This window comes from Pantoea sp. YR525, from assembly GCF_900116775.1.
Lineage (GTDB): Bacteria > Pseudomonadota > Gammaproteobacteria > Enterobacterales > Enterobacteriaceae > Pantoea > Pantoea symbiotica.
In genome coordinates this window covers 102,826-121,609 of sequence record NZ_FPBU01000001.1, presented here as the reverse complement: position 1 = coordinate 121,609, position 18,784 = coordinate 102,826, and the positions used below count along the sequence as shown (strand labels likewise).

Below are 18,784 nucleotides of genomic sequence, written 5' to 3'. Positions count from 1 at the left end.
CATCGCAAAAGTGTGACATTCGTTGCAAATAACAATGTCGTTAATCGGAAGAATGAATTCCAGACGCACAGCATAAAGGATGATGACAATGAGAATTGGCATGGTGATCAGCGGTGGCGATGTTACCGGGATTAATAACTTTGTGTATCAAATATCGCGCTTAACTAAGGCGGAAATGGTGTTATTTAACGGTGGCATTCCGGGCTTGCTGGAAAACAATCACCAGGAAATATCCCAGCGCGATTTAGTGGATTACGCCATCGCTGCTATTCCGGTGATGCAATCGGGACGAACCAATAGAAAATTAATTCGTCCAGAATATGAAACCATCGCCAAACATCTTAAGTCGCTGCGCATCGATGTATTAATTATGGCGGGCGGCGATGGCTCATTACAATTCCTGCATACGCTAAGCGAATTTGGCGTTAACTGTTTTGGCGTCGGCATGACCATCGATAACGATGTGTTTGGCAGTGATTACAGCATCGGTTTCTCCACCGCCTGCGAGCAGGTTTTAAAAGAGGTGGCGAAATTACGCAATACCGGCCGCGCCTTAACCGGTCGTGTGTTTATGGTGGAGTTGCTGGGCGGTTATTGCGGTGAATTAACCTTGCAGTCGGCGATCAAATCCAATGCGGATTTCGCGCTGATCCCGGAATGCCAGATTGCGCCGCAGGAGCTGGCCGAGCGCATCACGCAGCGGCTGGCGGCGCAGAACAGCGTGATTATTTTGTGCTCGGAAGGCTACACCCGTGAATATTCGCCGGGCTTTCAGGGCGCTATCGATACCTTAATTAAACAAATTGAACCGTTAATTGGTGTGCGTATTCGTAAAACAATTATCGGTTATGGCCTGCGTAATGGCGATCCTACCTGTGAAGAGATTTATCAGGGCACCATTATGGCCAGTGAAGTCGCGCGTTGTATTCAGTCGGGAATGCGCAACAAAGCGGTGATTATTAATGGCAGTAATCGACCGATTCCGATTGATTTAATAAGCATGAAAAAACGCCTGGTCGATACGGAAGGGCATCATTATAAACTCGCTAAACAACTGCAAATTCTGTGAGGAAATAGCCATGCTGAAAATATTATGTGTCTGTGGATGTGGTTTGGGTTCAAGCTTTGCGATTGAGATGAGCGCCAAGTCAGTATTAAAGAAACTCGAAATTGATGCTGATATCGATCACACCACCATTTCTGAAGCCAACGCCTTTAAATCCGACATGATTTTGACCCAGAAAGCCTTTGCTGATGTGTTAAATGCCGATGCCAGCCCGGAACAGATTAAACGGGTGATTATTCTCAATAAGCTGACCGACAAAGCGGAAATTGAAGAGAAAATCGTGGCGTTTATGAAAGAACGTAACTTAAAGGTTGCTAATCATGAATAGTGTGATCGACTTCCTGGTAAAAGACTTATTAGGGCAGGCATCAATTCTGATCGCCTTTATTGCCCTGATTGGTCTGCTACTGCAAAAAAAATCAGCGGGCAAGGTGGTGGAAGGCACCTTTAAAACCCTGCTTGGTTTCTTAATTATGATGGCCGGTATCAACATTATTGTCGGTACGCTGACCTTCCTGAACACCATTTTCACCCACGGTTTTGGCATGCAGGGTTATATCACCGACGTTGCCGCCATTGCCGGGTTAGCAAACCGCGAGCTGGGTTCAGAAGTGGCGCTGACGCTGTTGGTGATCTTTATCGTCAACATCATTATCGCCCGTCTGACACCGTTCAAATACATCTTCCTTACCGGTCAGGCGCTGCTGTGGATGGCGACCATCGGTGCGGTGATTGGCTATAAAGCGGGGCTGACAGGCTTACCTCTGATCCTTACCGGCGGCATCTTTGGCGGCATTATGGCGGTCGTGATGCCTGCGCTGGCACAACCGGTGGTGCGTCGTATCACCGATTCCGACGACGTGGCGCTCGGTCACTTCTGCACCATCGGTTATCTGCTGACGGCGGCGGTGGCGAAGGTGGTAGGCAAAGGTTCGCGCTCCACTGAAGACCTCAAACTGCCCGACAACTTTAAATTCCTGCAGGACACCTATTTGTCGATGGCGGTGGTGATGGTGCCGATGTACCTGATTCCTGCGGTCGCCGCCGGTCCGGAATTTATCGGCCAGTACAGCAACGGCATGAACTACCTGATGTACGCCTTTATGCAGTCGATTCAGTTCGTGTGCGGTGTGTTCGTGCTGTATAGCGGCGTGCGTCTGCTGCTGAACGAACTGGTACCGGCTTTCCGTGGTATCGCCATGCGTCTGGTTCCGGATGCGAAACCGGCGCTCGACTGCCCGGTGATGTTCCCATACGCCCCGAATGCGGTGATCGTCGGCTTCCTCGCCACCACGCTGGGTTCGGTGGTGGGCATGCTGGTGTTCCCGATGTTTGGTCTGGCGATGATTCTGCCAGGTCTGCTGACCAACTTCTTTGCCGGTGGCACCGCAGGCGTGTTTGGTAATGCGCTTGGTGGTCGTCGCGGGGCGATGATCGGCGGTTTCGTGCACGGTCTGTTCATCACCTTCCTGCCGGCGATTCTGGTGCCGATGCTGGAAAGTTACGGTTTTACCGGCGTCACCTTCAGTGATTCGGATGTCATTAGTACCGGCCTGGTGCTCGGCCATGCATTCCAGAATAACTGGCTGTTCGTCGCGCTGTTTATTGCCTTCATTACTCTCATCGCCTGGTTTGTTAACGGAAAATCCACTAAGTCTAAATCCCATGAGGAAAAGCTCCATGAAACTTTATAACTTTACCGATCTGTTACAGGTGGCTAAAGAACGTGAATTTAAAGCGCTCGGTTCCTTTAATTTGCACTGCCTGGAAATGCTGCCAGCCTTTTTTAAAGCGGCGGAGAAAACCAATAGTCCATTAATGATTCAGATCTCTACTGGTACCGCCAAATATCTCGGACATAAATTATTGGTGGATGCGATTCGCTCACTGTCAGAAAGCCGTAACGTGCCGACCTGTTTGCACCTCGATCACTGTTCGGATTTAGACGCGATTCAAACTGCGCTGGATGCAGGCTTCAGTTCAATTATGTATGACGGCTCACATTTGCCGATTGAAGAGAACATCGCCAATACGCGCCGTGTTATTGATATGGCGCGCCCGCTGGCGGTATCAGTGGAAGCGGAACTAGGCGCGATTGGCGGCTCGGAAGATGGCAAAGAAGTGGAAATGAACGATGCGGCCTTTACCACCGTCGATGAAGCCAAACGCTTTGTCGATGAAACCGGCGTCGATATGCTGGCCATCTCCATCGGTACCGTGCACGGCTTGTATACCGGCAAAGCACATATTCAGCATCAACGCCTGGCGGATATCACAGATGCCACTAAAACGCCGCTGGTGCTGCACGGCGGAACCGGCGTCAGCGATGAAGATATGCGTCTTGCGGTGCGCAGCGGCATTGAGAAAGTCAACGTCGGCACCGAGATGAATGTGCAGTGGGTCGCAAACTGCAAGCAGACATTTGAAAAGGGCAAGGTCAACGACAGCGTGCGTAATTTCCTTGTGCCGGCCAACGATGCCGTAACCAATGTGCTGGTAGAAAAGATTCAGCTGTTCCGCTAATTCCGACTCACTCATGACGTAATAACCTGAGGTGCCCGGCGCCATTCGGGGCAGGAGACGCTATGTTTGGATTCTTGAAAAAGGGCTCCGATAATAAGAGCCAGGATTCACAGGAAATAGATCTTCAGGCTGAAACCATCAGCGGGAAAATAAGCGAACTGGAACAACAGTTAGCCAATAATCCGCAGGCGACAGAGACGCAAAAACAATTAATGCTGGAATATAATCGTGCATTAAATATCTTTGCGAAAAGCCGCCGCTTTCGTCAGGAAATTGATCCGCTGTTTGTCAAAATCGATGAACTGCGCAACACCATTCGCAAATCATTTTAAGGAGGCAGTATGAGTATTAAACAGCTGCTGCAGGAGGCAAGTGCGATTCAGGTGGGGATCAGCGCCAGGGATTGGCGCGAGGTGATCGCGCTGGCGGCGCTGCCGCTGGTGAACGGCGGTTACATCAAAGCCAGTTATCCGGAAGCGGTGATCGCCAACACGCTGGAGCATGGCGCTTATTACGTGTTTGAGGAGGGCATCGCCATTCCCCATGCGCGGCCGGAAACCGGCGTGCTGAAAGATTGTTTCAGCATGATTGTGCTGGATGAGCCGATTTCCTTCGACGGCAGCGACAAAGCCGACATTGTGATTATGTTCGGTGCGCGTGATAGCAACGCCCACATTGAAGAGGGCATCCGCGCGATTGTCACGCTGCTGGAAGATGAGGAGACGCTGGTGCGCTTGCGCAACGCCAGCAGTGCTGCGGAGGTGATAGAGATCCTATGACAACCGACACTGAAGAGAAGATGGTGGTGCTGGTGAACGGCATTCCGGCTTCCGGCAAAAGCACCCTGACGCGCGCGCTGGCCGAGCAATTCGGTTTTCCGGTGCTGACGCTGGATAGCCTGAAAGAGCCGTTTATGGCCAGCTTTGCGCCGGTGGATCGCCTGCGCAATCGCCAGTTAGGTTGTGCGGCGTATCAGGCGATCTGGCAAGTGGTGGCACAAGCACCAACGCGCTGCATCTATGTCATCGATGCCTGGTTTGGCTTCCAGCCGAAAGAGGTGTTGCAGCAGGGATTGCAACAGGCGGGCGTGACGCGGGTGCTGGAGCTGTGGCTGGCGATCACGCCAGATGAGGCGGTGGCGCGTTATCAGGCACGTTTAACCGATCGCATGCCGGGACATCCGGGCGCGGAGTATCTGCCAGAACTGCGTAAGTTAGCGGAAACCGCCAAGCCGATGGCGCTGGGTCCGGTGTTGCAGCTTAACGCGCGCAACCCGGACCAGGCGGCGGCCTGCGCCTGGTTGCAGCGCCAACTGCGGCTGCCGATCAGCGCTCAACCGGCTTTATCGGCCTCGGGCTGAACCATGTCGGCAGCAGGCTGAACGCACATCAGCACTGCGGCCGACACCTCCATCGCATGAATCGTCAATGCATCTTCTCCTGCCTGAACCAGGCTTTGTGATTACGCTCACAGAGGAAAGCATGATGAATATCGATCTACACGGAAAAACAGCCTTAGTTACCGCCTCAACCGGCGGTATCGGTTTTGCCATTGCACAAGGTCTGGCGGCCAGCGGGGCGGAAGTAGTGCTGAACGGGCGCAGTGAAGCCTCGGTGAGTCGTGCGCGCGAGAAGCTCAACGGCTCAGTGGCGGGGGCGAAAATTCACACCTTTATCGCCGATCTCGGCAGTGCACAGGGTGTTAAGCAACTGCTCGACGGCTTGCCGCCAATCGATATTCTGGTGAATAACGCCGGGATTTACGGTCCGCAGGATTTTTATCAAGTGGATGACGACACCTGGGATGCCTATTGGCAAACCAACGTGATGTCCGGTGTGCGCCTGTCGCGGGCCTTATTGCCGGAGATGGTGAAACGCGGTTGGGGTCGCGTGGTGTTTATCTCCTCAGAGTCGGCGCTGAATATTCCCGCTGATATGCTGCATTACGGCGTGAGTAAAACCGCGCAGTTGTCGTTGGCGCGCGGGCTGGCGAAAGTGGTGGCGGGCAGCGGCGTGACGGTGAACAGCGTGTTGCCGGGTCCAACGCTCTCCGATGGTTTTGCCGCAATGATGGAAGATGAAGTGAAACGCACCGGTAAGCCGCTGGAAGAATTGGCGAAAGAGTTTGTCATGGCTCAGCGTCCGAGTTCGGTGATCCAGCGTGCTGCTACGGTGGAAGAGGTGGCGAATATGGTGGTGTATGTTTGTTCGAAACAGGCATCCGCGACGTCCGGTGCCGCGCTGCGCGTTGATGGCGGCGTGGTGGATGATATTGTTTAGCCGGGTGCGGTGATTGACAAGGTCGCCATGAATGGCGACCCTAGGACGCTCGCACCACAAAGACAAAAGTTTACACAGCAAAGCTTGGTGTTTCTGCTGCAGATGCTTAAAATGCCCGCACTTTTCTCTGAGGCTGCGGCATGACGATATCGCTATCACGCGCAAAATGGATTCTGGCACTGGTTTGTCTGGTGCTGGCGTTTTGTCTCGTCCAGCGCAGCTTCAATTTGCCTTCTGCACCTTTAACGCCGGTCAGCGCGTCCGCGCAAACTCACAGCAGTGACGATGCCAGCGGCAGTGAAAAACCTTGTGCGCTGAGCGCCAAATCGCTGAGTGCCGCCGCACCCATCCTTGATACCGCATTGCCTTTCCTGCTGTTGCTGCTGGCGCTGATCGCCACCTTCACACAAACTACCACTTCCGTCGGCTATCGCCGTGCACCGCTGTTTCCGCCTCTGCGACGGCGGCATCTGACCTTCTGCGTCTTCCGGGAATAACACCTGCGCGTTACATCGCGTAAACCCTGTTATTCACTGGAGAATTCACATGACTGTATTGATCAGGAGCCTGTTGCTCCTGCTGGCGAGCTGCGCGATTACTGCGCAGGCGGCAGACACCGGCTGGCTGCGTAATGCGCAAAATAGCCATGCCGAAGTGCGCCTGCGCAGCGCCAGCCACAACGATAATCAGCAACTACTGCTGGATATTCGCCTGCAACCCGGCTGGAAAACCTACTGGCGTACGCCAGGCGAAGGCGGCGTTGCGCCGGAAATCCGCTGGCAAACGCCGGAGGTCAACGCGCAATGGTTCTGGCCTGCGCCTGAGCGTTTTGACGTTAGCGGCTTGACCACGCAAGGCTACAAAGGCGATATCACGCTGCCGATCGAACTGGCGAAACTGTCGAGCCAGCAGCTCGCAGGAACGCTGACGCTCTCGACCTGCAGCGATGTCTGCATCCTCACCGACTTCCCATTCAGCCTCGATCTGACGCAGCCCGCTGACGCCGATTTTGCCCGCGATTTCGCCGAAGCGATGGGACGAATCCCGGCCGCCAGCGGCTTAACCGATCAACTCGACGCCAGCTTTGTGAATGGCGAATTGCAGATTCGCGCACAGCGTCAGGGCGGCTGGCAACAACCTGAACTGTTCTTCGATTATCCGCAGGGCAGCATGCTGGCGGCACCGCAAATCAGTGTGAAAGGCGACACGCTCAGCGCGCGGGTGGCGGTCACCGATGAATGGGGCGAAGCGGCTCCGGATCTGCGCGGCAAAACGCTGTCGCTGGTGGTGGCCGATGGTGGGATTGCACAGCAAAGCGCGATTAATATTGGCGCGGAAACGCTGGTATCTGGCGATGGCGCGCAAACCTTATGGTCGGTGTTGCTGCTGGCGCTGCTCGGTGGCTTGATCCTCAACCTGATGCCGTGCGTATTGCCGGTGCTGGCGATCAAGCTCAGCAGTCTGGTGCAGCAGCAAGGGCAAACGCAGCGTCAGACGCGCCAGCAGTTTCTCGCTTCCAGCGCCGGGATCATTTTCTCCTTCCTGCTTTTGGCGCTGTTGATGACCGGACTGCGTCTCAGCGGTCAGGCGCTTGGCTGGGGCATTCAGTTCCAGAGCAGCGGCTTCCTGCTGGTGATGGTGCTGGTGATGTTCCTGTTCAGCGCCAGCCTGTTTGATCTGCTGCATTTCCGCTTGCCGTCGGGTTTGAATACCAAACTGGCGACGCAGGGCGGCGACGGCTTGCTTGGGCACTTCGGTCAGGGCGCGTTTGCCACCTTGCTGGCTACGCCGTGCAGCGCGCCGTTTCTCGGTACAGCGGTGGCCTATGCGCTGACGGCACCGCTGCCGCAACTGTGGCTGCTGTTTGTCGCGCTCGGCGTTGGCATGAGTTTGCCGTGGCTGCTGGTGGCGGCGTTGCCGGGCATGGCCCGCTGCCTGCCGCGTCCGGGGCGCTGGATGGTGCATCTGCGCAGCGTACTCGGCCTGTTTATGCTGCTCGCCACCTTCTGGCTGGTGACATTGCTGGTACCGCATTGGGGCAGCACCTTCGCGCTGGTGCTGGCGGGTATGTTACTCGCGGTACTTTGCGGCTGGCTGGTGAAACGTCGCGCGCTACAACAGGCGGGCGTGGTGTTTATCACTCTGACGCTGGCTGGTGCGCTATTCCTGATGACGCGCATCACGCCGGAAGAGGAGACGCTGCACTGGCAGCCGCTGACCGAAGCGGCGATCCATCAGGCGCTCGAGCAGGATAAACGGGTGTTTGTCGATGTCACCGCCGACTGGTGCATCACCTGCAAAGTGAACAAATCCCGCGTTCTGAATCAGCCCGATGTGCGTGCTGCGCTTAAAGCCGATGACGTGGTGCTGCTGCGCGGCGACTGGACGCAGCCCGATCCTGCCATCGGTGAATTCCTGCGCCGCCGCGACCGCGTGGCGATCCCTTTTAACCAAATTTATGGCCCGGCACTGCCGCAAGGCCAGATTTTGTCACCGCTGCTGAGTCGTGAAGCGGTGATCTCCACTCTCTCTGAGGCGAAAAAATAATGAAGAAATCCCTGTTACTGCCACTGATGTTTCTTGCCATGCCTGCACTGGCGGCCGCGCCTTTTACTCCTGAGCAGGAAGCGCGCATCAAAGAGCTGATCCGTGAAACCCTGGTGCAGAATCCGTCAATTCTGGCGGAAGCGGCTGATGCGTTTGATAAAGAAGCAGCGCAACAGCAGCAAAATGTAGTGGCGCAAATGGTGAAAAAAAACCATGACGCGTTGTTCAACGATGCAGGTTCACCGCGCATCGGTGCTGAAAAACCGGCGCTGACGCTGGTCTACTTCACCGATTACAACTGCGTGTTCTGTAAGAAGTTTGAAGCCGATATCGAAAAACTGCTGAAAGCGTATCCGCAGGTTGCGGTGGTGATTAAACCGCTGCCGTATCGCTCTGAAACCTCACTCACCTCGGCGCGTCTGGCGCTCACCGTGTGGGAGCAGCAGCCGAAAAACTTCCTCAAGCTGCATGAGCGTTTGATGGCGAAAAAGGGCAATCACGATACCGCCAGCATCGACGCGGCGCTGGAGAAAACCGGCATCAAGCTGAAAGAGCCAAGCAAAGTCAGCCTCGACACCATCAACAGCAACCTGACGCTGGCGCAGCAGCTCGGCGTACAGGGTACGCCAGCGACGCTGGTGGGCGACCAGATGATCAGCGGCGCGGTGCCGTATGAGCAACTGGAAGCGGCAGTGAAAGGCGCGCTGCAGGCGAAGCCATGAGTCGACTAAAGCGCTGGCTGCGTGAGGCGCTGCTGCTGGTGCTGATTGTCGCGGCGGCGCTGTGGGGCATGGATTGGCTGCGCGCACCGCAGTTGCCTGCCGACCTGGCGCAACAGCCGCTCACCTCGCTGCAAGGCAAGGTCAATCTGGCGGAGCTCAGTCAGGATCGGCCATTGCTGGTTTACGTCTGGGCAAGCTGGTGCGGGGTGTGCAAACTCACCACGCCAACCGTGGCGGCGATGAGCCAGCAAGGATACAAGGTGGCGAGCGTGGCGTTGCGATCCGGTAACGATACGCGCGTAGCAACCTGGCTGGAGAAGAAAGGGCTGCAAGGCGTGGCGATCAATGATGAGAGCGGGGCGATCGGCCAGCGCTGGGATATTCAGGCCACGCCGACCTTTATCGTGCTGCATCAGGGCAAAGTCATTAGCACCAGCAGCGGCTGGACCAGCGCTTGGGGGCTGAAGCTGCGCCTCTGGTGGGCTTCCCGCTAGTCTCTCTGGCGGCACGTTACGGTGCCGCCAGAAAATCCTCGCGCTGCGGCGTAAAGGTATCCAGCAATACGCCCGCTTCCAGACACACGCAGCCGTGCACAATGTTCGGCGCTTTATACAGCGTATCGCCGGCGCTGACTTCTTTGGTCACGCCATCAATGGTGAAGGCAAAACGTCCGGACAGCACGTAGGTGAGCTGCTCATGCGGATGGTGATGCAGCGGACCAACAGCATCCTGCTCAAAGGTGACTTCCACCGCCATCATGGTGCCGCCGTGCGCCAGAATTCGGCGCGTCACGCCGTTGCCTAAATCGTCCAGTTGGGTTGCGCTTTTATAGATAAACATGGTTTCTCCTTGCAGGTTGCATCGTCAATGTGTGACTTAACTCACAGTCAAAAAGGCATTTAAAGGCTGCATTTTAACGATCTTTGATTAAAATGAAACGGTGTTTCAATTTAATCTGAGGATGGATCATGAAAATCGCTTTGATGATGGAAAACAGCCAGGCTGCGAAGAACGCAACGGTGTTGAAAGAGCTTCAGTCTGTGGCGCAACCGCTCGGGCATCAGGTGTTTAACGTCGGTATGAGCGACGAACAGGATCACCATCTTACCTATATTCACCTCGGCATCATGGCCAACGTACTGCTTAACAGCAAAGCGGTAGACTTTGTGGTAGCCGGTTGCGGCACCGGCCAGGGCGCGCTGATGTCGCTGAACCTGCATCCTGGCGTGGTATGCGGCTACTGCATCGATCCGGCGGATGCCTATCTGTTTGCGCAAATCAATAACGGTAATGCGCTGTCGCTGCCGTTCGCCAAAGGCTTTGGCTGGGGCGCGGAACTGAACCTACGCTTTATTTTCGAAAAAGCCTTTACCGGCGAAAAAGGGCACGGTTATCCGCCCGAGCGCAAAGAACCACAGGTGCGCAACGCAGGTATCCTGAACGAAGTGAAAGCCGCGCTGTTGAAAGAGAATTACCTCGATTCACTGCGCGCCATCGATCCTGAACTGGTGAAGACCGCTGTAAGCGGCCCGCGCCTGCAACATTGCCTGTTTGAACATGGGCAGAATCAGGAGATTGTGGGTTTTGTGCGTGAACTGACGCAGTAATCAATATCGGTTAAGCGAAGCCAGGGAAACCTGGCTTTGTTGTTTTTTCACTTCAGGATTTGAAATCTCATTTTCCCCATCACACGATGACCAAAATTGTAATATCCTCGCAGGTCACGCTTAATTTCATCGTTGTAGCCGTCTGGTAAATATCAGCAATCATCAAGGGAGAGACGCATGGCAGGTTATCAGCCGCCTTACACCATCACGCCAACCATCCTGAATCAGGTGATTGAAGTAGGTGAATTACTAGGCCGCTGGGCTGCTCTGGCAGAACAATCTTCACCGCTTTTGCGTAAAGAGAATCGCATTCGTACCATTCAGGCTTCACTGGCGATTGAGCACAACAGTCTGTCAACCGAGCAGGTGACAGCGATCATGGAAGGCAAGCGTGTATTGGCTCCGGCTAAAGATATTCAGGAAGTGCGCAACGCTATTCTGGCTTATGAAAAGCTCAATGACTGGCAAAGCGCAAAACTAGCCGATTTACTGGCGGCGCATCAGTTGCTCATGATGGGACTGGTCGATGCGCCGGGTCAATTACGTAATGGCAATGTTGGGGTATATCGCGAACAGCAACTTATCCATATGGCACCACCGGCGAACCAGGTTTCACGCCTGGTGGGGGATTTGCTCAATTGGCTAAAAAACACAGATATTCACCCGTTAATTGCCAGCTCTATCTTTCATTATGAATTTGAATTTATTCATCCTTTCACCGATGGCAATGGACGCATGGGAAGATTATGGCAAACATTAATTCTCAGCGAATGGCGTCCTGAGTTCGCCTGGCTTCCGGTTGAAACGCTGATCCATAATCAGCAGCAGCATTATTATCGCGTTTTAGGCGAATGTGATCGGGCCAGTGATTGCACTCCGTTTATCGCTTTCATGCTGGAAAAGTTGATTGAAGCATTAGTTGAAGGTATTGGTTTGCACTCTTCTTCTACCGACATCTCGACATTAGAAATGTCGGAGAAAGTGTCGGAGAAAATGTCGGAGAAAAATAATGCTAAACTTCCTGCCACCGCCGTAAAAATATTTGCTGCCCTGAGTAAATCACCTGATATGACCATTGCTGATCTGACTCAGTTGTTGGGAGTGAGTAGCAGAACCATTGAGCGTAATTTAAAACTCCTCCAATCACATCATCGGCTGGAAAGAGTGGGGGCGGCTAGGGGCGGCTATTGGCGAGTTATTTGATAGGGTGAGCTTTGCATAAACTCATTCAACTACTGCGTGCGTTTCGGTCACCATAAATGGCGACCCTACAAATGTGAGATGCATTTTTTGTAGGGTGCTCATTCATGCGCACCTGGTAAAGTGGTCGCCATAAATGGCGACCCTACGCCAAAACCCCGTTATCCTGCCGGCTCGCATCCACCAGCATCTGCGTATAGGCCACCTGCGCTCGATTGTGCACCAGCGCATCCACATCCAGCGTCTCCAGCACTTTGCCGTGCTGCATCACCGCCACGCGATGGCACAGATGCGCCACCACGCCGAGATCGTGCGTCACCATCAAATAGGTTAGCTTCTCCTGCTGCTGCAAATCGCTGAGCAGATTGAGGATCTCCGCTTGCACCGAGACATCCAGCGCCGAGGTTGGTTCATCCAGCAGCAGCACGCGCGGTTCGAGGATCAGCGCGCGGGCAATCGCGACACGCTGGCGCTGGCCGCCGGACAACTGGTGCGGATAGCGGGTTTGCCACGCGCGATTGAGGCCGACCTTCTCCAGCATGGCGATAACGCGCTGCTGGCGCTGACCGATGCCGTGAATCTGTAGCGGCTCCTCGAGAATATCGCCGATGGTGTGACGCGGATGCAGCGATCCGTACGGATCCTGAAACACCATCTGCACGCTGCGGCAGCGCTCGCGAGCGATACGATGTTCGAGCGGCACGCCATCAATCGCCAGCTCACCGTGCCAGTGGGTGAACAGCCCGGCAAGGCACTTCAGTACCGTGGTTTTACCCGATCCTGATTCGCCGACCAGGCCAAAAATTTCACCCTGACGAATCGATAAATTAACGTCGAACAGCACCTGATTACGCCGCTCCTCCTCACCAAAACTGAGGTTGAGATTACTTACGCGGATCATCTCGTTCATCATTGCTCCTTAGGGTTGCAGCCAGCTGGCCTGACGTTGCAGCACCGGCAGACGGGCGCGACGCTGATCCATATCCGGCAGCGCGGCGAGTAAGCCTTGCGTGTAAGGATGCTGCGCCTGATCGAGCTCGCTGGCCGCCAGTGACTCCACCACGCGCCCGGCATACATCACCAATACGCGGTCGCAGAAGCGCCGCACCAGATTGATGTCGTGACTGATAAAAATCAGCCCAAGACCGCGCTGTTTAACCAAATCGTCCAGTAGCGCCAATACCTGCAAACGCACCGAAACATCCAGCGCCGAAGTGGGTTCATCGGCAATCAGCAGTTCAGGATCGGTAATCAGCATCATGGCGATCATCACGCGCTGGCCCTGACCGCCGGAAATCTCGTGCGGATAACATTGATAGATACGGCCCGGATCGCGCACCTGCACCACTTCGAGCATCTCCATCGCTCGCTGCCGCGCAACCTCGCGCTGGCCGGGATGATGACTGCGCCAGGCTTCAGCAATCTGCTCGCCCACACGCACCACCGGATTCAGCGAGTATTTCGGGTCCTGCATAATCATTGAGATGCGCTTGCCGCGAATGGCGCGCATCTGGGCTGGCGTGGCGCGCAGCAGGTCCACGTCACCAAACTGCATGCGCTGTGCCGTAACCTGCGCGCTGCGCGGATGCAGCTGTAACAGTGCGCGGCCCACGGTGGATTTGCCGGAACCGGATTCACCGACAATCGCCAGTTTCTCCTTGCCCAACTGGAAGGAGATGCCGCGCACGGCGGGCGTCACCAGCCGGCCATTGACGAAATTGACCTGTAAATCCTGCACGTCGAGCAACGGTGCAGCGCTATTCGCTGCGGGGATCGAGGATGTCACGTAAGCCATCTCCTAAGAAGTTGAACGCTAAGCTGTTGATCAGAATCGCCAGACCCGGCACCGTCACCACCCACCAACACTCCAGCATGTAAGTGCGGCCGCTGGCGATCATCGCACCCCATTCCGGATCCGGTGGCTGCGCGCCCAAACCGAGAAAACCCAGTCCGGCAGCGGTCAGGATGATGCCTGCCATATTCATGGTGATGCGGATAATCACCGACGGCAGGCACAGCGGCACGATGTGCTTCCACAAAATGCGCAGTGAAGAGGCGCCCTGTAAGCGCACTGCGGAGACAAAATCGGCCTGGCGCAGCGACAGCGTTTCGGCGCGCGCCAGGCGTGCAATCGGCGGCCAGGCGGTGAGGGTAATAGCGATCACCACATGCTCCAGTCCCGGACCGAGCGCGGCGACAAACGCCAGCGCCAGCACCAGGCTCGGGAAGGAGATGAAGATGTCGGTGACGCGCATCAATACGCTATCGACTTTGCCGCCGAAATAACCGGCAGTGACGCCGAGGAGCAAACCCAGCGGGCCAACGGTGATCGACACCAGCAGCACGATATACAGCGTGATGCGCGCGCCCCACACCAGACGGCTGAAGATGTCGCGGCCAAACTCATCGGTGCCAAACCAGTGCTGCGCGTTGGGCGGCGTCAGCGCATTGTTGAGATCCTGAATCAGCGGATGGTAGGGTGCGATCCACGGTGCGAACAGCGCCACTATCAGCAGCAGCAAAATGATGCCGCCGCCAATCGCGGTTAACGGGTTGCGCGCCATCTGCCAGAGAAAATGGCCGATACGTGCGCCGGTGCGGCGACAGCGCGCCAGCCGTTCGCGCGTCTGGCTTGCTAACGGCGTATCGAGAGAAATCGTCATACTTTGGTCCTCGGATCGAACACCTGATAGAGCAGGTCAGAGAGAAGATTGAGCAGCACGAAAATCAGGCCGACCACCAGCACGCAGCCCATCACCGCATTCATATCGCCGAGCATCAAACTGCCGGTGAGATAGGAACCAAAACCGGGCCACGAGAACACGGTTTCAATCAGCACCGCGCCCTCCAGCAGCGAGCCGTACGCCAGCGCCACCACCGTCAGCAGCTGCACCAGAATATTGCGGAACGCGTGCTGCCAAATCACCTGCCATTCGCTGAGACCTTTCACCCGCGCCGTCAAAATGAACTCCTGCGACAGCTGTGCCAGCATGAAGCTGCGCGTCATGCGGCTGATGTAAGCCAGCGAGTGAAAGCCGAGCAGCGACGCGGGCAGAATCAGGTGATTGAGCGCATTGCTGAACACCGTGAAGTTGCCCACCAGCAAGGCATCGATCAGCAGAAAACCGGTGCGACGCGGCACAATGCCATCAAGACTGAAATCAACACGCCCCGCGCCGCCGACCCAGCCGAGATGGGCATAAAACAGCAGCAGGCCGACCATGCCTACCCAGAAGATCGGCGTGGAGTAACCCGCCAGGCTGATGATGCGCACCAGATAGTCAATCACGCTGTTGCGGCGCGCGGCGGCCCACACGCCCAGCGGGACGCCGAGGCCGGTACCAATCACAATCGCCAGCGTTGCCAGTTCCACTGTGGCCGGGAAGACGCGCAGGATATCGTTGATCACCGGTTGTCCGGTCAGCAGCGCCAGCCCGAGGTTGCCGTGCAGCAGGCCTTGCAGATAGATACCAAACTGCACCCACAGCGGTTTATCGAAGCCGAGCTGGTGATAAACCTGCTGATAGGTGTTGTGGTCGGCATCCGGCCCGACAATCGCCAGCACCGGATCGAGCGGCATGACGCGACCAATAAAGAAGGTCAGCAGCAGCAGGCCAAACAGCGTGATCGCGACCTGTACGCTGCGGCTACGCAGGCGTCGCCAGTGGCTTTTTGTTAGCTTCATTGCGCACCTCCCGCCAGGCTGTCTGGCGTTTTCCAAACGTCACGCAGGAAAGTGGTGGCCGACGGATGCGGCACGTAATCCTGCACGCGATTATTCACCACCACCGAATCGGTCATTTGCGAGATTGGCATCAGCGCCGGAATCAGTTGGTCGTAGCGCTTCTGGATGGCGAAGTAATCCTGCTGTTGCTGTTTAACATCGCGCTCCAGCAGCGCTTTATCGATCATGCTGTTCAGCTGCGCGTCATAAAAACCGGTGCGCCAGCCCTGAAAATTGGTGAGTCGCGCGCTATCGGCGTTATTCGGGTTATACACCAGCGCGCGCAAGCTGGAGTGCGGATGCGGCTCCACGCCGCTGCCGCCGCGTCCCACCAGCAGGTTGAACTGACGTTCCCGCATCGCACCGTAAATCTGGTTGCCGGTGCCGGTAATGATTTTGGCGCGAATCCCGCCTTGCATCAGCGTGGACTGAATCGCAATCGCGACATTAAGGAACGGCTGATCGGCCAGCACGCGCAGCGTGGTATCAAAACCGTTGGGATAACCGGCGGCGGCGAGCAGCGCTTTGGCGCGTGGTACATCCAGCTTGTAACCCGGATCGGGTAACGTTGCCGGCATGCCGGATTGGATCGGCCGCTGATGCAGCGTGCCGTAACCGGCCATCAGCGTTTTGTTAATCCCCTGATAATCGACCAGATAACGCAGCGCTTCGCGCACCTGCGGATTGGCGAAGTGATCGTCCTTCATGCTCATCGCCAGGTAATAAATAGTGCCTTTTTGTACCGCATCGATGGTGAGATCGGGATCGTGGCGCAGTGCTTTCACGTCGGGGATCGCCATGTTGCTGGCGATATCGAGATCACCTTTCTCCATCATCAGGCGCAAGGTTTGCGACTCTTGCAGATGACGGAACACCACGCGCGTCAGCTTCGGCGCACCGCGCCAATAGTTGGCATCGCGGCTGATGCGCAGCACATCTTTGGCCTGCCACACATCCAGGCGAAACGGTCCGGAACCTGCTTCGTGGGTGGTGAGCCAGCGATTGCCCCAATCGTTATTCACCGCCTGCGCCTGCACGGTTTTGCTGTCGAGCACCACCATGCTGCCGAGCGCTGCCAGCGAGTAGAGCACCAGCTTGGGATCGTTAGGCTTGGGCAGGCGAATCACCACCGTGTGCGCGTCCGGCGCGGTGATCATCTGATCCACGTTCTCTTTACTGAAGCCGTATGATTTCCATACCGACGCCTGCGCCAGATTAAGGTGCAGCACGCGGCGCATCGACCAAATCACATCGGCGCTGCTCAACGGATTGCCTGAATGGAAGGTGACATTGTCACGAAGATGGAAGGTGAGTTGACGGTTGTCGGGGCTGATTTCCCAGCGCTCCGCCAGCGCGGGACGCACGTTAGTGAGCTGTTGCGGATCTAACTCGACTAAACCGTCATAGAGATTGACGACAATGCCGACCACTTCGTTGCCGGTCATGGCGGCGGGATCGAGCGTCAGCAGGTTGTTCATGTTCATGCCCACGATCAGCTGGTCGTCTGGCGTGGACGCCAGTAGCGACGGGCTACAGGTGAGCAGCAGCAGCGCGGCGCACCACGCTCTGCAGGGGTTCATCAGGTTCATAAGCAAAGTCCAGCAGGTCAGAGGTTTATAGTTTTTTGCCGTACTGCTTGTGTTGGGCGCTTACCAGCGATTTAGCGTGTGCGTCTCAATCCACGCGAAATTGATATCCTCCCCAAGTCCAGGGCGCGTTGGCAGATGCACAAAACCGTCGGCATCCATCGGATCGACCAGCGCGTTGAGATAGGCGGGTGGCTGCTCGTAATCAAGGAACGGATGCAGCAGACCGCGTTCGTACCAACGGCAGTTGCGGATGGCGCCAACCACCGCGATGCTGGCGGCACCGTTGCCGTGCACTTCGCAATCCATACCAAAGGCTTCGGCGAGACTGGCTACCTTCATGGTGGCCGAGATGCCGCCAACGCCGTTCGCACCGGCGCGCAGAATGTCGCAGGCACCGGCACGCACCCAATCGGCGCGGCTGTGGTGTTTGCCGCCGAGACTTTCCGGGCCGAGCACGTCAATGCTGAGGTTTTCCGCCAGCCACGCGTACGACGCCATGCTTTCTTCTTCCATCGGCTCTTCGAACCAGGCGAAATTGAGTTTTTCCAGCGCTTTACCGATGGTGAGCGCATCGCTGCGGCTGTACCAGTGATAGCCGTCGAGCATCAGGGCGATGTCTGGACCAACCGCTTCGCGCACCGCAGCGCAGGCTTTGATATCCATTTGTGGACTTGGCGCGAACGACACCGGCGGCATCCAGGTGTGCAGTTTGATGGCTTGATAACCGCGTGCGACCAGCTTTTCGGCAAACTGCGCGTATTCTTCGGGTGTGGATAAACCGCCTTCCAGCTCATCGCCGCACATGGTGCTGCCGTAAGCCGGGATTTTCTCGCGATAACCGCCAAGCAACTTATGCACCGGCTGCTTGAGTTTGCGGCCAATCAAATCCCACAGCGCCTGTTCCACCGCTGATAACGCGCGTTCGGTGAGTTGATGGGCGCTACCGCGCTGCCAGTGCACCAGATCCTGCCACAGACGTTCGCGGTCAAAGGCATTTTGCCCAATCAGCACTTTGCGGAAGAAGGCATTTACCACGTGCGGACGAATCACTTCGGCCGGGGCGAAGGCGTAGCCACAATCGCCATCTTCGCTGGTGATGGTCAGCAGCGCCATTTGCGCATCGGTCTCTGCGCCGGGATGCGAATGTCCGGCGCTGTCAGAGACGCGGCGCGTAGGGTAGCTAAACAGGGTGACATCAATGGCACTGATCTTCACGGTAACTCCTCCTTCAACTCGGTAGCTTGCCCAGTTGGGCATTAACATAAAAAATAAAACGCCGTTTCATTTTGTAATTTAGCGTTCACATTTTGTTTACGCATTAGCCAAAGCGCGGGATAGCGCGGCGATTAATTGGGCATTTGCCCGGTGCGCTGTGAGGTTTTTCACGAATGAAGGGCATTTTGTGAGCGATTGCACAGTGGGAAATCGCTGAGGGAATGTAAAAAAATGTGTCTCCGGGGCTTTTCATTTGCTGTCAGCCAGGTAATAGTGACGCCGCGAAATTTTAATAATAATCATTATCATTCC

At 56.0% G+C, this 18,784-nt stretch carries 21 protein-coding genes; 14 read left to right on the top strand and 7 right to left on the bottom strand.

Features of this window, described 5'->3' with window-relative positions; all coding sequences use genetic code 11:
* Positions 1 to 88 precede the first annotated feature (88 nt).
* The 12 genes from BM323_RS00490 (at position 89) to BM323_RS00435 (ending at position 9,631) form a co-directional block, all read left to right on the top strand.
* Complete coding sequence (locus BM323_RS00490; RefSeq protein ID WP_008110087.1) at positions 89 to 1,069, top strand: 6-phosphofructokinase; 981 nt, start codon at positions 89 to 91, stop codon at positions 1,067 to 1,069.
* 10 nt (positions 1,070 to 1,079) lie between these two features.
* Positions 1,080 to 1,394 (top strand): PTS sugar transporter subunit IIB, encoded by a 315-nt coding sequence (locus BM323_RS00485; RefSeq protein WP_008110086.1) that lies wholly within the window; start codon positions 1,080 to 1,082, stop codon positions 1,392 to 1,394.
* The gene (locus BM323_RS00480) at positions 1,387 to 2,760 is read left to right on the top strand and encodes a PTS sugar transporter subunit IIC (protein WP_008110085.1); all 1,374 of its coding nucleotides are present in this window, start codon (positions 1,387 to 1,389) and stop codon (positions 2,758 to 2,760) included. Before BM323_RS00485 ends, BM323_RS00480 begins: the two co-directional genes overlap by 8 nt.
* Positions 2,747 to 3,589 (top strand): class II fructose-bisphosphate aldolase, encoded by an 843-nt coding sequence (locus tag BM323_RS00475; protein ID WP_008110083.1) that lies wholly within the window; start codon positions 2,747 to 2,749, stop codon positions 3,587 to 3,589. The genes BM323_RS00480 and BM323_RS00475 overlap by 14 nt, the downstream gene beginning before the upstream one ends.
* A gap of 62 nt (positions 3,590 to 3,651) precedes the next feature.
* On the top strand, positions 3,652 to 3,921 hold the full coding sequence (locus BM323_RS00470; protein ID WP_008110081.1) for a hypothetical protein: 270 nt from the start codon (positions 3,652 to 3,654) through the stop codon (positions 3,919 to 3,921).
* Between the two features lie 9 nt (positions 3,922 to 3,930).
* Positions 3,931 to 4,368 (top strand): PTS sugar transporter subunit IIA, encoded by a 438-nt coding sequence (locus BM323_RS00465; protein WP_091003163.1) that lies wholly within the window; start codon positions 3,931 to 3,933, stop codon positions 4,366 to 4,368.
* A complete protein-coding gene (locus BM323_RS00460; RefSeq protein WP_008110077.1) occupies positions 4,365 to 4,949 on the top strand; it encodes a P-loop nucleotide/nucleoside kinase family protein in 585 nt (194 codons plus the stop codon). The genes BM323_RS00465 and BM323_RS00460 overlap by 4 nt, the downstream gene beginning before the upstream one ends.
* Positions 4,950 to 5,073: 124 nt before the next feature.
* Entirely contained in the window at positions 5,074 to 5,868 is a 795-nt protein-coding gene (locus BM323_RS00455) for an SDR family NAD(P)-dependent oxidoreductase (protein ID WP_036650052.1), read from the top strand.
* Positions 5,869 to 6,008: 140 nt separating this feature from the next.
* The gene (locus BM323_RS00450) at positions 6,009 to 6,365 is read left to right on the top strand and encodes a hypothetical protein (protein ID WP_008110072.1); all 357 of its coding nucleotides are present in this window, start codon (positions 6,009 to 6,011) and stop codon (positions 6,363 to 6,365) included.
* Positions 6,366 to 6,414: 49 nt separating this feature from the next.
* Entirely contained in the window at positions 6,415 to 8,415 is a 2,001-nt protein-coding gene (locus BM323_RS00445) for a protein-disulfide reductase DsbD family protein (RefSeq protein ID WP_008110069.1), read from the top strand.
* The gene (locus BM323_RS00440) at positions 8,415 to 9,137 is read left to right on the top strand and encodes a DsbA family protein (protein WP_008110067.1); all 723 of its coding nucleotides are present in this window, start codon (positions 8,415 to 8,417) and stop codon (positions 9,135 to 9,137) included. The genes BM323_RS00445 and BM323_RS00440 overlap by 1 nt, the downstream gene beginning before the upstream one ends.
* On the top strand, positions 9,134 to 9,631 hold the full coding sequence (locus tag BM323_RS00435; protein WP_008110065.1) for a protein disulfide oxidoreductase: 498 nt from the start codon (positions 9,134 to 9,136) through the stop codon (positions 9,629 to 9,631). The genes BM323_RS00440 and BM323_RS00435 overlap by 4 nt, the downstream gene beginning before the upstream one ends.
* Positions 9,632 to 9,647: 16 nt before the next feature.
* Here BM323_RS00435 and BM323_RS00430 read toward each other — a convergent pair whose 3' ends face one another.
* Positions 9,648 to 9,977 carry a cupin domain-containing protein gene (locus BM323_RS00430; RefSeq protein ID WP_008110063.1) on the bottom strand — a complete coding sequence of 110 codons (330 nt, stop codon included), beginning with the start codon at positions 9,975 to 9,977 and terminating at the stop codon, positions 9,648 to 9,650.
* 128 nt (positions 9,978 to 10,105) lie between these two features.
* Here BM323_RS00430 and BM323_RS00425 point away from each other — a divergent pair, with 128 nt between their 5' ends.
* A complete protein-coding gene (locus BM323_RS00425; protein ID WP_008110061.1) occupies positions 10,106 to 10,744 on the top strand; it encodes an RpiB/LacA/LacB family sugar-phosphate isomerase in 639 nt (212 codons plus the stop codon).
* Between the two features lie 177 nt (positions 10,745 to 10,921).
* The gene (locus BM323_RS00420) at positions 10,922 to 11,947 is read left to right on the top strand and encodes a Fic family protein (RefSeq protein WP_008110059.1); all 1,026 of its coding nucleotides are present in this window, start codon (positions 10,922 to 10,924) and stop codon (positions 11,945 to 11,947) included.
* 142 nt (positions 11,948 to 12,089) lie between these two features.
* On the opposite strand, the gene BM323_RS00415 is transcribed toward BM323_RS00420, so the two are convergent.
* From BM323_RS00415 to BM323_RS00390, 6 genes are read right to left on the bottom strand one after another with little or no spacing between them, the layout of a single operon-like run.
* On the bottom strand, positions 12,090 to 12,845 hold the full coding sequence (locus tag BM323_RS00415; protein WP_036650049.1) for an ABC transporter ATP-binding protein: 756 nt from the start codon (positions 12,843 to 12,845) through the stop codon (positions 12,090 to 12,092).
* A gap of 18 nt (positions 12,846 to 12,863) precedes the next feature.
* A complete protein-coding gene (locus BM323_RS00410) occupies positions 12,864 to 13,730 on the bottom strand; it encodes an ABC transporter ATP-binding protein (RefSeq protein ID WP_008110055.1) in 867 nt (288 codons plus the stop codon).
* Positions 13,702 to 14,607: an ABC transporter permease gene (locus BM323_RS00405; RefSeq protein WP_008110053.1), complete on the bottom strand. Its 906-nt coding sequence runs from the start codon at positions 14,605 to 14,607 to the stop codon at positions 13,702 to 13,704. The genes BM323_RS00410 and BM323_RS00405 overlap by 29 nt, the downstream gene beginning before the upstream one ends.
* Positions 14,604 to 15,629, bottom strand: coding sequence for an ABC transporter permease (locus tag BM323_RS00400; protein WP_008110051.1), 1,026 nt, complete (start codon positions 15,627 to 15,629; stop codon positions 14,604 to 14,606). Before BM323_RS00400 ends, BM323_RS00405 begins: the two co-directional genes overlap by 4 nt.
* Positions 15,626 to 17,257, bottom strand: a complete 1,632-nt coding sequence (locus BM323_RS00395; protein WP_008110049.1) for an ABC transporter substrate-binding protein — start codon at positions 17,255 to 17,257, stop codon at positions 15,626 to 15,628. The genes BM323_RS00400 and BM323_RS00395 overlap by 4 nt, the downstream gene beginning before the upstream one ends.
* A 60-nt stretch (positions 17,258 to 17,317) precedes the next feature.
* Positions 17,318 to 18,472, bottom strand: coding sequence for a mandelate racemase family protein (locus BM323_RS00390; protein ID WP_008110047.1), 1,155 nt, complete (start codon positions 18,470 to 18,472; stop codon positions 17,318 to 17,320).
* Between the last annotated feature and the right edge of the window lie 312 nt (positions 18,473 to 18,784).